We start from the raw sequence: 14,117 nt of genomic DNA on the forward strand, positions 1-14,117 counted from the left end.
GTCTCAGGCGACGATACCGGCGCGGGTGAGGTGGCGGGCGAGCATCCGCCGCCCCAGCAGCGTGCCGAGCCAGGCGGCGAGGAGGGTGCCCACGGTGATCGCCACCAGGAGCCAGTAGCTCGCCGCGGCGAACATTGAGTCCATGTAGGCGGCGTCGGTGCCCTTCCCGACGAGGTAGGCGCGGTAGGACTCCTGGTTGACCCAGACCATGACGTAGCTCGCGAGCGGGGCGAGGGCGAACACCATGTAGCTGACCGTGTTCAGCCCCGGGCTCCTAAAGCGCCCGAGCGCGGCGACCTCCCCGGCGACGACGCCCAGCGCCAGTGCCGCCACCGCCCACAGCCAGAACATGCCCGTGACGAACAGCACCAGGCCGACTACCGCGCCGAGGACCGCGACCGCCCCGCGCCTGGGGACCTTGGCCACCAGCAGGAGGTACACGGGGGCGCAGAAGAACGCCGCCGAGACCGGCAGCGCGTAGGTCAGCACCGGGCTGAACGCGAAGGGCGTGCCCGCGACGAGCATGACCACGACGTACAGCACGCTGTAGACGCCGAGGGTGATCAGGTCCCTGCTGCCCAGCCTCATCGACGCAGGCCTGCGCTGCGGCGAACCGTCGCGCGCCCCCTGGTGGGCACCCTCGTCTTGCGTCCGTGCACTCACGTCACAGCTCCTTCCGGGATCTACGGCAGAAACACCCGCACCACATAGTTACAATGTGTAACAAATGGTAGTCCGCACGTTCCCGTACCGACAAGACCCCGCATTTGTTAGACAGGTCATAGCATGGGCGCCCAGGCCCGCGCGCGCCGTGACGGCCGAGCGAGCCGCCCGCGACACAGGGCCCGCGCCCAGGCCCGGCGCCGGCCGGGGCTGCGCGCCGCGGGGCGTCTGCGGCACAATCGGCCGTGACAGCAGCCCGTACCGACCCTGCGGAGGCGTTCGTGGAACACGCCGCGCCCTTGGCGCCCTCGGTCATTGCCGACGACCGCCTGCGCCCTCTCAGCCGGGCCGAGCTGGAGCGCTACCGTCGCAACGCCCTGGTACCCCAGGTGGGGGTGACCGGCCAGCAGCGCGTCCGCGCCGCCCGCGTCCTGCTCGTAGGCGCCGGGGGCCTGGGCTCCCCGGCGGCCCTGTACCTGGCGGCCGCGGGCACGGGCACCCTGGGGGTCGTGGACGACGACGTCGTGGACGTGTCCAACCTGCAGCGCCAGGTCGTCCACACCACCGCCGCGGTGGGCGCCCCCAAGGCGGACTCCGCGGCCGCGGCGGTCCGGGCCCTCAACCCGGACGTGGAGGTCGTTATCCACCGCGAGCGCCTCACGGCCGCCAACGCCCTGGGGCTGCTGGAGGGCTGGGACGTGGTCGTCGACGGCTCGGACAACTTCCCCACCCGCTACCTGGTCAACGACGCCTGCGTCATGCTGGGGCTGCCGCTGGTCCACGGGGCGGTGCTGGGCGTCAACGGGCAGGTCGGGGTGTTCGACGCCGCCCGCGGCCCCTGCTACCGCTGCCTGCACCCGGCTCCCCCGCCGCCCGGCTCGGTGCCCTCCTGCGCCCAGGCCGGGGTGCTGGGGGTGCTGCCGGGGGTCGTCGGCTCCATGCAGGCGGCCGAGGCCCTCAAGCTCGTTATCGGCGGCGCACGGCCGCTCATCGGCCGCCTGGTGATGCTCGACGTCTGGGGCGGGAGCGTGCGTGAGCTCACCGTCTCGCGCAACCCGGCCTGCCCGGTGTGCGGGGAGCACCCGAGCATCACGACCCTGGCCGACGCCCCGGGGGCCGGCTCCTGCGCCACCGCCCCGGGCCGGCGGGCGGGCTCTACGGGCGCCACGTCGGCACCGGGTACCGGGGTGGCGTTAGTGACGCCCGCGCGCTTAAAGGAGCTGCTAGAGGCCCCTGAGCCCCCGGCGCTGCTGGACGTGCGCGAGGAGGTGGAGGTGGCCCTGGACCCGTTCCCCGGCGCGCGGAACATCCCTCTGGGGCAGGTGGTGGATCGCGCGGGCGAGCTGGACGCGGGCCGGAGCACGGTGGTCGTGTGCGCCTCCGGAATCCGCTCGGCCCAGGCCGTCCAGGCCCTGCGGGAGGCGGGCTACCCCGGGGAGCTCGCCAGCCTGGTGGGCGGGGCTCGCGCCTGGCCGCCGGCCCGCCCGGGCGCGCCTGGCCCGGGGCAGGACGGCGTCGAGGGCGGCGGGTACCTGAGCCCGCCCGGGACAGCCTGCCCGCCCGGGACCGCCCGGGCGCGCCTGCCCCTGAGCCCGCCTGGGACCGCGGGAGCCGCGAAACCTGCCTCTACCTGGTCCTATACCTGACCGCACGGTGTGAGCTACTACCTATAACGGGCTCCCGCGTTCATAGTACGTACCTATGGCGTCCTGTACGAGTAGCTGCTAGCCTGCCCGTGTCCAGGTCGTTATTCACGGCTCCTACCGGATTATCCCCTGGCTCCCCAGTACACCTGTTGAACACCGAGGAATGCCCATGTCACTCCCCGCCCACGGCGCCCGCTGGCGCGCACAGGCCCTGACGTCCCTGGTCCTGGGACTGCTCCTGGCCCTGGCCAGCGCCACCACCGCCCAGGCCCTCACCCTCCCGGCCTCCCCGCCGCCCGGCGGCCACGCCGAGATCACCTCCTCCGGCCCCCTGACCAGTATCGCGATCGGCAGGACCCTCAACGCGAGCGTCTACCACACCGGTGACTCCCGCAGCCAGTGGTACGGCGACTACGCCAGCGGCACCTACGTGTTCGCGGACGGCAAGCTCTACAGGCCCACCGAGACGCCGGCGTCGGGCTACCACGACAACGACTCGACCACGATCCCCTACACCCCGGTGTCACAGGAGGGGCCGACCGGCAGCGGGACCGCCGCCGACCCCTTCAAGGTCACCACCACCGTGGCCCTGGGGAGCACCGGCCTGACCCTGACCCAGGTGGACACCTACGTCACCGGCCGGGAGTCCTACAACACGTCGGTCACCCTGAGCTCCACCGGCGCCACCCCCACCGACGTGCGCGTCTACCGGGCCGGGGACTGCTACCTCCAGGACAGCGACTACGGCACCGGCACCGTGCTGGACGGCGTCGCCCCCACCTGCATGGCCAAGCCGAACTCGCCCAACCCCAACCGGTACATCAGCCTCTACCCGGGCAGCGCCAGCTCGACCTACCTCGAGGCCTACTACGGCGACGTCTGGCGGGCCGTGGCCTCCGGGCAGCCCCTGAACAACACCACCGTCAGCCACGACCACGACAACGGCATCGCCATCGCCTGGCCGGTCACGGTGCCCGCCGGCGGCTCCGTCAACGTGAGCAACGTCAATGTCTTCTCCCCTGAGGGGGTCCGCCCCCTGTCCACCGCCGCCACCGCCGACGCCGACCAGAGCGAGGCGGGCGCCCAGAACGGCTACACCGTGACCGTCACCAACCCCAACACCTCACCGGTGGCCCTGTCACAGGTGAGTGTGGAGCTGCCGGACGGCTTCTCCTACGTGCCCGGCACCACCACCGGGGCCACCACCACCGACCCCGTGGTCAGCGGCCAGAAGCTGACCTGGTCCGACCTGACCGCCCCCGCCTCGGGCTCGGTGAGCCTGGCCCTGAAGGTGAAGGTCTCCGACACGCCAGGCACCTACACCATTGACGTCACCGGGGAGTCGGCCACCGCCACCGTGCTGGAGGGGGTCGACCAGGCGCCCATTACCGTCACGGCCACTGGCCCCGTGGTCCCTCCGGCCCCCGGCCCGGCGCCGGCACCCGAGCCTGAGCCCGCCCCGGCCCCGGCGCCCGCGCCAGCACCCGAGCCTGAGCCCGCCCCGGCCCCGGCGCCCGAGCCCTCCGCCTCGCCGAGCCCCTCGGCCTCCCAGCCCCTGGCCAAGACGGGTACCTCCCTGACGGCGCTCGTCCCGGCCGCCTGCGGCCTCGTGCTCGGCGCCGGTCTCCTGGTCGCCCGCCGCCGTCGGCACGGCTGAGGACCTCTGACACGTTGGCGGGCGCCCCCCCACGGGGGCGCCCGCCAACGCATTCGGCCCCTACGCCCGGGGCCGGGGGAACCCACTGAATCGCGTTCGCGCCACTTCTCCCTCCGGCCCGGGGCGGGCAGACCTGCTCGCCCGGGCCCAGACGCGACCCGGCGTGCGAGGAGCCAGGTTAACGGCAATGAGGTCCCGACGGACGCGCCGCGGGCTCAGGGGCGCCCGGAGGAGACCACCAGCAGCCAGACGAGGTAGAGGCCGCCCAGTGCGGCGGACAGCAGCCCCACCGGGATCTGGAAGGGGGCGAGCAGGCGCTGGGCCAGCAGGTCGGCCCCCACCAGGACCAGGGACCCCATGGCCGCCGAGGCCACCAGGGTGGTCCCGGCAGCCCGGACCACCCGCCGCGCCAGCTGCGGGGACGCCAGGGCCAGGAAGCCGATCGGCCCGGACACCGCCACGCACACGGCGGCCAGCACGACCCCGTAGCCGAGCATGGCCCCACGCACACGGGCCGTCCCCAGCCCCAGGCTGGTGGCGGCGTCGTCGCCCAGCTCCAGGACACCCGCGGGCCGGGTGAACCAGACAACCAGGGGCAGCAGGAGGGCGGCGGCCAGGACCAGGGGACGTACCTGGGCCCAGCCGATGGCGTTCAGGGAGCCGTACTGCCAGGCCTTGGCCGCCTCCGCGTCCTGGATGGTGGCCCGGGAGAGCAGGTAGTTGTTGGTGGCCGAGAGCATCTGGGACAGGGCGATACCCGCCAGTACCAGGCTCTCCCCGCCCACGCCCCGTCGCAGCGCCACCAGGGCGACCACGGCGGCCGTGGCCGAGCCCCCCAGGACCGTGCCCGTGGCTACCTGGAGGGTGGTCGAGGTGGCGCTCAGCAGGATCACCACCAGCCCCCCGGTGGAGGCGCCGGTGGTGAAGCCGACAATGTCGGGGCTGCCCAGGGGGTTGCGCGACAGGCTCTGGAAGACCGCGCCCGACAGGGCCAGCATCGCCCCCACCAGCGCGGCCGCGAGCGTGCGCGGAAGACGCTGACCGAGCACGATAAAGCGGTCCAGGTCGCTCCCCTGCCCGCCCAGGGTGCGCAGGGCGCCGCCCGCGGAGATCTCGTAGGCCCCGGTCAGTACCGTGACCACCATGAGCACCACGGTGGCCGCGACCAGCAGGCAGGTGACCACCAGGGCGCGACGGTGGAGCAGGAGGGAGCGTCCGCCCCCCAGGGACAGGGGCCGCTGTGAGGCCGGCGGGCCCAGGCGGCCAGCGACCGGGCGCGCATCCCCGCGCCTTAGGCTCATAGCACGCCCCTTCCCGAGCGCCAGATGACCGCGGCCAGCAGGACCGGGCCGCCGATAAAGGCGGTGACCACCCCGGCCTCCATCTCGCCGGGGCGGATGATCACCCGCCCGACGACGTCGGCCACCAGCAGCAGGACCGGCCCGGCGATGAGGGAGACGGCCAGCAGGCGTCTGTGGTCGGCGCCGAGGGTCAGGCGCAGCACCTGGGGCACCACCAGTCCGACGAAGGAGATGGGGCCGACGGCGGCCGTGGAGGCGCCGCACAGCAGCGTGATGGAGACCAGGGCGAGGAGGCGCGCACGTGCCGGGCTGACCCCCAGGGCCCTGGCCTGCTCCTCCCCCAGGGCCAGGGCGTTGAGGGTGAGTCCGCAGGCCAGGGACAGCAGCAGGCCGACGGCGATAAAGGGCCCGATCCAGGCCAGCAGGCCCGCGTCGCGGTCCTCCAGGGAGCCCACCACCCAGAAGCGGTAGGAGTTGAAGGCGTCGGTGTCGTACATGGTGATGGTGCCGGTGACGGCGTGGAGGCTGGCCCCCAGGGCCACCCCGGCCAGGACCAGGCGGGCGGGCCCGGCGTCGGCGCTGCGGCGGGCCATGAGGTGGACCAGGACCGCGGTCAGGGTGGCCCCGGCGAAGGCGAACCAGAGGTAGCCGTGGACGTCGGTGACCCCCAGCAGGGAGACGGACAGGACCACGGCCAGCGAGGCCCCGGCGTTGACCCCCAGGATCCCGGGCTCGGCCAGGGGGTTGCGGGTCAGGGCCTGCATGACGACCCCGGCCACGGCCAGGGCGGCGCCCACGGTGACCGTCAGGGCGGTACGCGGCATGCGCATGCGCCACACGACGATGGAGTTCACGGAGCTGTCGTGGTCCACCAGCCCGCTCCAGGCCTCGCCCAGGGTCAGGCTGCGTGAGCCGATGGCGAGGCTGGTCAGGCCCAGCAGCCCCAGCAGGGCCAGGCAGACCAGGACCGTGGCCGCGGTGCGCGCCTGGGTACCCGGCCTGCCCAGGCGGCGGGCGCCGGCTGCCGATGCGGGCCCCGGTGAGGGCCCCGAGGACCCCGGCGCGGACTCCACGAGCCCCGGCTCAGCTCCTGGTGAGGACCCCGGCGGCCCCGGAGCGAGCCCTGGTGAGGACCCCGCAGCTCCGGGCGTGGCTCCCGGCGCGGGCACCCGGATCCCCTGAGAAGTCCTCGCAGGCTCTTCGGCGGTCCCCTGGTGGTCCGCTGACGCGGTCTTGGCCACTCGCCCTCCATTTGCTCCGGCTGCTACTTGATCAAAAGGATATGGGCCAGGTTAGCCTAAGCGCATGAGTTCTCTCTACAGCCGCCGCTCGGCCCTGTCCCTGGCGGGCCTGGCCGCCGCCGCGGGCCTGGCCGCCTGCTCCTCCGGCCCGGACAAGGACGCCCCGCAGGCCTCCTCCGCCCCCGGCCCCGTCTCCTCGGTACCCACCGGCATGCCCGAGGGCAAGGGCTCCGGCCAGGGCGACGACGTCTTCCCGCGCACGGTCGTGCACTTCCAGGGCAGCACGGAGGTCAAGGCCGCCCCCACCAAGGTGGTCATTATCTCCACCGGCCAGCTGGACGTGGCCCTGACCCTGGGGACCGTCCCGGTGGGGTCCACCGCGGGCGACGGCGCGGGGCTGGTCCCGGACTACCTCGCCAAGGCCTTCCCCCAGCACGCCGACGCCCTGGGGGCCATGAAGAACGTCGGCAAGCGCACCGCCCCCAGCGTGGAGGAGGTCGCCAACCTCGCCCCCGACCTCATCCTCATGAACAACGCGGGCAAGGACGCCGCCACCCTGTACGCCTCCCTGTCCGCGATCGCCCCGACGGTGGCCACGCAGGGCACCGGCACCTACTGGAAGCAGGACCTCCTGCTGGTGGCCGACGCCCTGGGCAAGCCGGACACCGCCCAGAAGTGGCTGGACGCCTTCCACGCCGACGCCGCCAGCGCGGGCGCGGCCATCGGCGGCAGTACCACCGTCTCCCTGCTGCGCAGGAATGGGGACCGCACCCGTATCTTCGGGCCCGTCTCCTTCTCGGGCTCGGTGCTGGCGGACATGGGCGTGGCCCGCCCCTCCAGCCAGCAGTTCACCGAGGGCGTCTCCCAGGACATCTCCGCCGAGCAGCTCGACCAGGCCGACGCCGACTGGCTCCTGTACGCCGTCCAGGGCGGCAAGGAGGAGGAGCTGACCTCCATGGACCTGTGGCCCGCCCTCAAGGCCGTCTCCAACCAGCACGCGGTGGCGGTTGACGACGACCCCTTCTTCCTCAACGCGGGCCCGACGGCGGCGCGCACCGTGCTCACCAAGGTCTCCGAGACGGTGAGGTAGGTGGCCGCGCCCCCCACCCCGTCCCCGCACGCCAGCGGCACCCCGGGCCTGGGCGTGCGGGGCGTCCGCCTGTCCTACCACCCGGCCCACCCCGTCATCGAGGACCTGACCACGGCGGTCACGCCGGGGGCGGTGACCATGATCGTGGGCCCCAACGCCTGCGGGAAGTCCACGCTGCTGCGCGCCCTGAGCCGGGTCATCTCCCCGGACGCAGGGCAGGTGGTCCTCGACGGCCGGGACATTGCCACCCTGGCCCCCAAGCAGCTGGCCCGGCGCGTGGGGCTGCTGGCCCAGTCCTCGATCGCCCCCGCCGGCATTACGGTGCACGAGCTGGTGGCGCGCGGGCGCTACCCCCACCAGTCGATCCTGCACCAGTGGTCCGCCGCCGACGACGAGGCGGTCAGCGAGGCCATGGAGCGCACCCACGTGGACGTCCTGGCCGCCCGTCGCGTCTCCTCCCTGTCCGGCGGGCAGCGTCAGCGGGTGTGGGTGGCCATGGCCCTGGCCCAGCGCACCGACGTCCTCCTGCTGGACGAGCCCACCACCTACCTGGACCTGGCCCACCAGGTCGACGTCCTGGAGCTGTGCCGCGAGCTGAACGCCGAGCTGGGCACGACGATCGTGGCCGTGCTCCACGACCTGAACCAGGCCTGCCGGTACGGTGACGAGGTCATTGCCATGCGTGCGGGCGCCATCGTGGCCCACGGCGCCCCGAGCGAGGTGGTCACCGCCCAGGTGGTGGAGGAGGTGTTCGGCCTGCCGGTCCAGGTCATCTCCGACCCCCTGACCGGCACGCCCCTGGTGCTCCCGCTGCCGCGCCCGCACCCAAGCAGCCGTGGACGTACCTAAGCCGGTACGCCCACACCTAAGCTGCCGGCGACGTACCTTAGTCATGGGCGACGTACCTTAGTCATACGTCCCCGCCGACTAAGGTACGTCCGCGATTCGTAGGGCTAAGGTACGTCCGCGGCGGGCGGCACGAGCTGGCTCCCCACGACGTCGGCCAGGGAGGGGAAGCGCCCGGTGGTGGCGAAGTCCTGGGCGCGGGCCCAGTCGGCCAGTGCGGCCAGGCGCTCCTGGGCGTCCGTCCCCGCCTGGGGGCCGTAGACGGTCACGCCCGTGCCCGGCACGCCCGGGAGGGTGAGCACGTCGTAGGTCAGGGGCAGGTCCCCGACGGCCGGGTGGTGGTAGGTCTTGGTCCCGCTGCGGTGCTCGTGGACGTCGTGGCGCTCCCAGGCGGTACGGAAGTCCTCGGAGTCCTCGGTGAGCTCGGCGACGACGGCGGCCAGGGCCGGGTCGGCGGGGTGACGGGCGGACTCCATGCGCAGCATGGCGGCGATAATCATCTGGGCCCGGTCACGGCGCCCCCCGTAGAACTCCGGGGCGGCCGCCCCGGTGAAGGCGAAGCGGGCCAGGTTCGGGGTCTGGCCGGGGTACTCCCGGTACACGGCGTCGTACAGGGCACGTCCCAGCAGGTTCGCGCCGATAATGTCCTGCGCGGCGGTGGTCGCCAGCGCCGGGGCCGCGACGTGGGCCAGGACCGCCCGCAGGGAGGGCGCCGGATCCCGGGGCTCCGGGGTGTCCTGGCCCCCGTGGGCCAGGGCGAACAGGTAGGCGCGCTCGACGTCGTCCAGGCGCAGGGCCCGGGCCAGGGCGTTGAGGACGGAGTCGGAGGCGCCCCGGATGCGGCCGCGCTCCAGGCGCGTGTAGTAGTCCGGGCTCACCCCCGCCAGCGCGGCCACCTCCTGACGGCGCAGGCCCGGGACGCGCCGGTCCTCCCCGAGGTCGGGCAGCCCGACGTCCCGGGGCGTCAGCCGGGCCCGCCGGGAGGTCAGGAAGCCGGAGACGACGGCGCGCTGCGGGTCGGTGGGCATGGTGTGAGGCTATCGCCCTACCCGGCCGAGATCCGCGAGCTGACACGGATTCGGCTGGCAGCGAGGGGGTGGCCGCTACCGGCGTGTCCGGCAGGCCCCCGAGGGCACGGACGGCGCCACGCCCCATCTGCGGCAGGCCCCACCAGTACCTGCCTGCCTGCCAGGCCCCGGCCCGGATCCTGCCGGCCGGGGCGCTAGGCTCCCGGACGCCCCACCGAGTGCCCCGCCAGGCGCGTCGTCAGGCGCCCCACTGGGCACCCCACCGGACACCCTGCCAGGCGCGTCGTCGGGCACCCCACCAGGGACAGGGACGCCACCGGGCGGCGCAGGAGCCTCAGGGGCCAGCCCCACCACACCCCACCTAGGAGGAGACATGCAGACCCTCGTCACCGTCGTCCACCCCCGCTTCAGGTCCTCGCGCGTCAACGCCGCCCTGGCCGCGGCCGCCGAGCGCACCCGGGACGTGACCGTGCGCTACCTCTACGACCTCTACCCCGAGGGACGTATCGACGTCGCCGCCGAGCAGGCGGCCCTGACGGCCGTCGACCGGATCGTGCTGCAGTTCCCCATGTACTGGTACTCCTCGCCCGCGCTGCTCAAGCAGTGGCAGGACGACGTCCTGACCCACGGCTGGGCCTACGGCTCCACTGGCAGGGCGCTGGCGGGCAAGGAGCTGCTCGTCGCCGTGTCCACCGGCGCGGACAGCTACGGCAGTAAGGGCTCCTACTCCGTCAACGAGCTCCTGCTCCCCTTCCAGGCCACCGCGGACCTGTGCCACCTGACCTACCTGGAGCCCTTCGCCACCACCGGCGCCCTGTCGATCTCGGACGAGGCCCTGGCGGCGCGCGCCCGGGAGTACGCCACCGTCCTGACGGCCCCGCGCCCTGCGGCCCGGTGAGCGGACCCCGCGCCGGGAACGTACCCTGGCCACCGGGGACGTGCCTTAGCCATCGGGGACGTACCCTGGCCGGCGGGGACGTACCTTAGAAGTGCTCTAAGGTACGTCGCCGGCGGCTAAGGTACGTCACCGACGTCGCACATACGTCACCGCACCGGGCACCCCGGTGGCCCCTCAGGCGATCACCTGCCGGGGCCGCACCGGGAAGGGCCTCCCGGGCGGGACCTTGCGGAGGATCCGCCCCACCAGGGCCTGGACGTCCTGGAGGTCCTCAAAGGACACGCGGGTCAACCGCCACCCCGCCTCCTCGATCTCGTCGCCACGCCGCTTCTCGCGGTAGTAGGCACCGGGGTCGGCGTACTTCCCCCTCCCGTCGAACTCCACCCCGAGCCGCAGGTCAGGCCAGGCGAGGTCGGGGAAGTACAGGCTCCCGCCGACACGTACCCCGACCTGGGCGGCGGGCTCCGGCAGTCCCGCCCGCAGGAGGAGGTAACGCAGCTCGCTCTCACCAGGGGACTCCGCCCAGGGGCTCAGCAGGGGCAGCAGGGCCCGGGCCCGCCTGACGTGTTGGCGCGGCCCGGCGCGGCGCAGCTGCTCACCGACCTGTGCGAGCACCTCGGCGGTGCGCGCGCGTTCCGGACCGGGGGCGAAGCGGTCGGGCAGGACCGCCCCGCGGAGGAGGGAGTCCGCGCTCACGACGGCGTCCCGGGGCGGCAGGTCCAGCAGGCAGTCAGCGATCGTGCGGGGCACGGTGGTCACCGGGAGGCCTGCGACAGCGGTCACCTCGTCGTCCGGGAGCCTACGGCGGTGCCTGCGCAGGCGACAGGAGGCGCCCCGCTGGAGCCGGTGCCCCCGCAGAGGCGAAGGAGGAGCCCCCTGACGGCCCCAGACCAGGGGCGCCCCGTAGACGACGCGCGGGAGGGGAAGGGTCGAGCGGCGTGCCGCACAGGGCTGGGTGACGTGCACGTCGGGCTCGTGGTCACGGACGAGGGCCCCGTGGAGAAGGGCCGCGGAGCTGTGGGTGAAGGCGCTCAGGGACGGGTGGGTGCGGTGGACGGCGAGGATCCGGGCCAAGCTGACCTCGTACTGCTGGTGCCACACAGGCGGGGGGACCGTCGGCAGGAGGTACTGGCCCCTGGCGAGGCGGACCGCGGTCCTGGGCAGGGTACCCGGGCCCCGGGCCGCCGTGACGACGGGGAGCGGTCCAGGAGGTGACGGGAGGGCTGTCATGGGCCCAGGGTGCGGCCGGAGGGGGGCAGGGCGCCAGGGGTGACGACCCGCCTGTGGACAACCTGCGCCTGTCGGGCGCCTGTGGGCTGAGTGAACCCCTGGGACACCTGGAGGACCTCACCGTAGACGTACCTTAGTCGGCGGGGACGTATCTTGGAAGTACGTCCCCGACGACTAAGGTACGTCCCCGCCGACTAAAGAATCAGCCCCAGGGGCGGAGCATGACCTTAATGTCCCTGCGCTCGTCCATGGCCCGGTAGCCGGCGGCGGCGTCGGCCAGGGACAGGCGGGAGGTGAAGACCCTCCCGGGGTTGATCTCGCGCCTGAGGACGCGGTCAATGAGGTCGGGCAGGAAGCGGCGCACGGGGGCGGGGCCGCCCAGGAGGCTGACCTCGGAGAAGAAGAGCCGCTGCCCGTCCAGGCTCACCCCGTGGGAGACGCCCACGTAGCCCACGTGCCCACCCGGACGGCAGCTGGCAATGGCCTGGTCCATGGAGACCTGGTTGCCCACGGCCTCCACCACGCCGTGGGCGCCGTAGCCGCCGGTGAGCTCCCTGACCCTGGCGGCGCCCTGCTCCCCCCGCTCGGGGACGACGACGTCGGCGCCGAACTCGCGGGCGAGCGCCGCCCGGTCGGCGTGGCGGGAGAAGGAGATGACCTGCCTGGCCCCCAGGGCCTTAGCGGCCAGGACCGCACACAGCCCGACGGCGCCGTCGCCGACCACGGCCACGGTCCGCCCCGGGCCGGCCTCGGCGGCCACGGCCCCGAACCACCCGGTGCCCAGTACGTCGGAGGCGGCCAGGAGGGAGGCCAGGACGTCCTCGTCGTCCGGCATACCGCCGGGGACCGGCACGAGGGTGCCGTCGGCCAGGGGCACGCGCGTGTACTGGGCCTGGGTGTCGCCCATGAAGCCGCCGTTAACGCAGCGGGACTGGAAGCCAGAGGCGCAGATCTCACAGGTGTTGTCGCTGGTGCAGAAGGAGCCCACCACCAGGTCCCCCACCGCGACGCCGTGCACCTGGGCCCCGACCTCGACCACGGTGCCCACGTACTCGTGGCCCATGGGACGGCCCCCTGGAGGGAACTCGGCGTCGATACCGCGGTAGGGCCACAGGTCCGAGCCGCAGATACAGGCGGCCTCCACGCGCAGGACGGCGTCGGTGGGCTCAATGACGTGGGGTACGGGACGCTCCTCGACGCGGACGTCGCCGGGACCGTACATGACGACGCCGCGCATGGTGGTAGGGGTGCTCACGGCTCTCTCCTCGGTGGGTAGGCTTGCGGTAGCCCCAGGGTAGGAGGCGCTACCGGGGACCACCAGGGACTGTCAGGGCCACCCGGGCCCCGTGCGGTACGGGCCCCGTGCACCGGCCGGAACCGTACGCCGGGCCCGTGGGCCGAGGCACCTGGCCCGTGGGCCACCGGCCCGTCGACCGTGCCTGCTCCGACCTCTTGACCCGCGCCACCCGGACCACAGGCCCACACGCCACAGGCCCGTGCGCTCCCGCCGCGCGCCCCAGGCTCCGCACCCCGCGCCCCGCTCCCGCCGCGTACCCGGAGTCAGCCCCGGTAGCGTGACCGGCGGCCTGCCGCAACACTCCGCCCGCCCAGGGGCCGCCCGGAGGGGCCGGACGGTAGGTTAGGGTCATGAGCCTCCCCCCTCCCTCTGAGCGCCGCTGGCGCGACGACCTCTTCCTGGCCCACACCATCGCCGACCAGGTGGACCGCCTCACCGCCACCCACTTCGACGCCCAGGACTTCGAGGTCGAGTCCAAGCCCGATCTGTCCCCGGTCACCACCGCCGACCGTGAGGCCGAGCGCATGATCCGTGAGCACCTGAGCCGTGCCCGGACCCGTGACGCTATCTACGGGGAGGAGTACGGCGGGCACGCCGCCCGCAGCGCCGCAGAGCACTCCGGGCGCCTGTGGGTGATCGACCCCATTGACGGTACGAAGAACTTCGTGCGGGGCGTGCCGGTGTGGGCCACCCTCATCGCCCTGGTGGAGGACGGCGAGGTGGTTATCGGCACCGTCTCCGCCCCGGCCCTGGGGAGGCGGTGGTGGGGCATGAGCGGCAACGGGGCGTGGACCGGCCGCTCCCTGCCCACCGCGCGCCGCCTGCACGTCAGCGGCGTGAGCGACCTGGACGACGCCTCCCTGTCCTACTCCTCCCTGCCGGGCTGGGTGCGGCGCAAGCGCCTGCGCGGGATGCTGGGGCTCATGCAGTCGTGCTGGCGCACACGCGCCTACGGCGACTTCTGGTCCTACATGCTCCTGGCCGAGGGGGCGGTGGACGCCGCCGTCGAGCCCGAGCTGGACCTGTACGACATGGCGGCGCTGGTGCCCGTGGTCACCGAGGCGGGCGGGAGCCTGACCTCCCTGGCCGGGGTGCCCGGCCCCTGGGGAGGGGACGCGCTGGCCACCAACGGCCTGCTGCACGAGGCGGTCCTGGAGCACCTGGGGCAGGAGACCGACTGAGTTCGGCGTCACACCGGCCAACGCGGTAGCGACCCTCGC

Annotated in this window: 12 protein-coding genes; 6 read left to right on the plus strand and 6 right to left on the minus strand. The window is 73.6% G+C overall.

Annotation, left to right across the window (positions count from 1 at the left end; genetic code table 11):
• Window positions 1–3 precede the first annotated feature (3 nt).
• Entirely contained in the window at window positions 4–663 is a 660-nt protein-coding gene (locus JJJ15_RS02810; RefSeq protein WP_200511384.1) for an MptD family putative ECF transporter S component, read from the minus strand.
• Window positions 664–944: 281 nt separating this feature from the next.
• Between JJJ15_RS02810 and moeB the strand changes: the two genes are divergently transcribed.
• Window positions 945–2,309 carry a molybdopterin-synthase adenylyltransferase MoeB gene (gene moeB / locus JJJ15_RS02815; protein WP_200511900.1) on the plus strand — a complete coding sequence of 455 codons (1,365 nt, stop codon included), beginning with the start codon at window positions 945–947 and terminating at the stop codon, window positions 2,307–2,309.
• A 169-nt stretch (window positions 2,310–2,478) separates the two neighbouring features.
• Entirely contained in the window at window positions 2,479–3,966 is a 1,488-nt protein-coding gene (locus tag JJJ15_RS02820; protein ID WP_200511385.1) for a DUF11 domain-containing protein, read from the plus strand.
• A 215-nt stretch (window positions 3,967–4,181) separates the two neighbouring features.
• Here JJJ15_RS02820 and JJJ15_RS02825 read toward each other — a convergent pair whose 3' ends face one another.
• Entirely contained in the window at window positions 4,182–5,267 is a 1,086-nt protein-coding gene (locus JJJ15_RS02825; protein ID WP_200511386.1) for an iron chelate uptake ABC transporter family permease subunit, read from the minus strand.
• The gene (locus JJJ15_RS02830; protein WP_246742223.1) at window positions 5,264–6,232 is read right to left on the minus strand and encodes an iron chelate uptake ABC transporter family permease subunit; all 969 of its coding nucleotides are present in this window, start codon (window positions 6,230–6,232) and stop codon (window positions 5,264–5,266) included. Before JJJ15_RS02830 ends, JJJ15_RS02825 begins: the two co-directional genes overlap by 4 nt.
• A gap of 340 nt (window positions 6,233–6,572) precedes the next feature.
• Between JJJ15_RS02830 and JJJ15_RS02835 the strand changes: the two genes are divergently transcribed.
• Complete coding sequence (locus tag JJJ15_RS02835) at window positions 6,573–7,598, plus strand: iron-siderophore ABC transporter substrate-binding protein (protein WP_200511387.1); 1,026 nt, start codon at window positions 6,573–6,575, stop codon at window positions 7,596–7,598.
• Window positions 7,599–8,447 (plus strand): ABC transporter ATP-binding protein, encoded by an 849-nt coding sequence (locus JJJ15_RS02840; RefSeq protein WP_200511388.1) that lies wholly within the window; start codon window positions 7,599–7,601, stop codon window positions 8,445–8,447. It abuts the gene before it with no gap.
• A gap of 104 nt (window positions 8,448–8,551) precedes the next feature.
• Here the strand turns inward: JJJ15_RS02840 and JJJ15_RS02845 are convergent, their stop codons facing one another.
• Window positions 8,552–9,472 carry a helix-turn-helix transcriptional regulator gene (locus tag JJJ15_RS02845; protein ID WP_200511389.1) on the minus strand — a complete coding sequence of 307 codons (921 nt, stop codon included), beginning with the start codon at window positions 9,470–9,472 and terminating at the stop codon, window positions 8,552–8,554.
• A 373-nt stretch (window positions 9,473–9,845) separates the two neighbouring features.
• On the opposite strand from JJJ15_RS02845, the gene JJJ15_RS02850 reads away from it, so the two are divergent.
• Entirely contained in the window at window positions 9,846–10,370 is a 525-nt protein-coding gene (locus JJJ15_RS02850; RefSeq protein ID WP_200511390.1) for an NAD(P)H-dependent oxidoreductase, read from the plus strand.
• Window positions 10,371–10,544: 174 nt separating this feature from the next.
• Here the strand turns inward: JJJ15_RS02850 and JJJ15_RS02855 are convergent, their stop codons facing one another.
• Together JJJ15_RS02855 and JJJ15_RS02860 are read right to left on the minus strand one after the other, a co-directional pair.
• Window positions 10,545–11,600 carry a hypothetical protein gene (locus tag JJJ15_RS02855; RefSeq protein ID WP_200511391.1) on the minus strand — a complete coding sequence of 352 codons (1,056 nt, stop codon included), beginning with the start codon at window positions 11,598–11,600 and terminating at the stop codon, window positions 10,545–10,547.
• A 202-nt stretch (window positions 11,601–11,802) separates the two neighbouring features.
• The gene (locus JJJ15_RS02860) at window positions 11,803–12,837 is read right to left on the minus strand and encodes a zinc-binding dehydrogenase (protein WP_200511902.1); all 1,035 of its coding nucleotides are present in this window, start codon (window positions 12,835–12,837) and stop codon (window positions 11,803–11,805) included.
• Between the two features lie 410 nt (window positions 12,838–13,247).
• Between JJJ15_RS02860 and JJJ15_RS02865 the strand changes: the two genes are divergently transcribed.
• Window positions 13,248–14,078, plus strand: coding sequence for an inositol monophosphatase family protein (locus JJJ15_RS02865; protein ID WP_106109390.1), 831 nt, complete (start codon window positions 13,248–13,250; stop codon window positions 14,076–14,078).
• The last annotated feature ends 39 nt before the right edge of the window (window positions 14,079–14,117 follow it).

The organism is Actinomyces sp. HMT897 (assembly GCF_016626125.1).
Classification (GTDB): domain Bacteria; phylum Actinomycetota; class Actinomycetes; order Actinomycetales; family Actinomycetaceae; genus Actinomyces.

Bases quoted from the DNA above. Each gene is read 5' to 3' on its own strand.
- JJJ15_RS02820 (WP_200511385.1), top strand. From the start codon at position 2,479: ATGTCACTCCCCGCCCACGGCGCCCGCTGGCGCGCACAGGCCCTGACG.
- JJJ15_RS02855 (WP_200511391.1), bottom strand. From the start codon at position 11,600: ATGACAGCCCTCCCGTCACCTCCTGGACCGCTCCCCGTCGTCACGGCG.
- JJJ15_RS02835 (WP_200511387.1), top strand. From the start codon at position 6,573: ATGAGTTCTCTCTACAGCCGCCGCTCGGCCCTGTCCCTGGCGGGCCTG.
- JJJ15_RS02825 (WP_200511386.1), bottom strand. From the start codon at position 5,267: ATGAGCCTAAGGCGCGGGGATGCGCGCCCGGTCGCTGGCCGCCTGGGC.
- JJJ15_RS02860 (WP_200511902.1), bottom strand. From the start codon at position 12,837: ATGCGCGGCGTCGTCATGTACGGTCCCGGCGACGTCCGCGTCGAGGAG.
- JJJ15_RS02845 (WP_200511389.1), bottom strand. From the start codon at position 9,472: ATGCCCACCGACCCGCAGCGCGCCGTCGTCTCCGGCTTCCTGACCTCC.
- JJJ15_RS02865 (WP_106109390.1), top strand. From the start codon at position 13,248: ATGAGCCTCCCCCCTCCCTCTGAGCGCCGCTGGCGCGACGACCTCTTC.
- JJJ15_RS02850 (WP_200511390.1), top strand. From the start codon at position 9,846: ATGCAGACCCTCGTCACCGTCGTCCACCCCCGCTTCAGGTCCTCGCGC.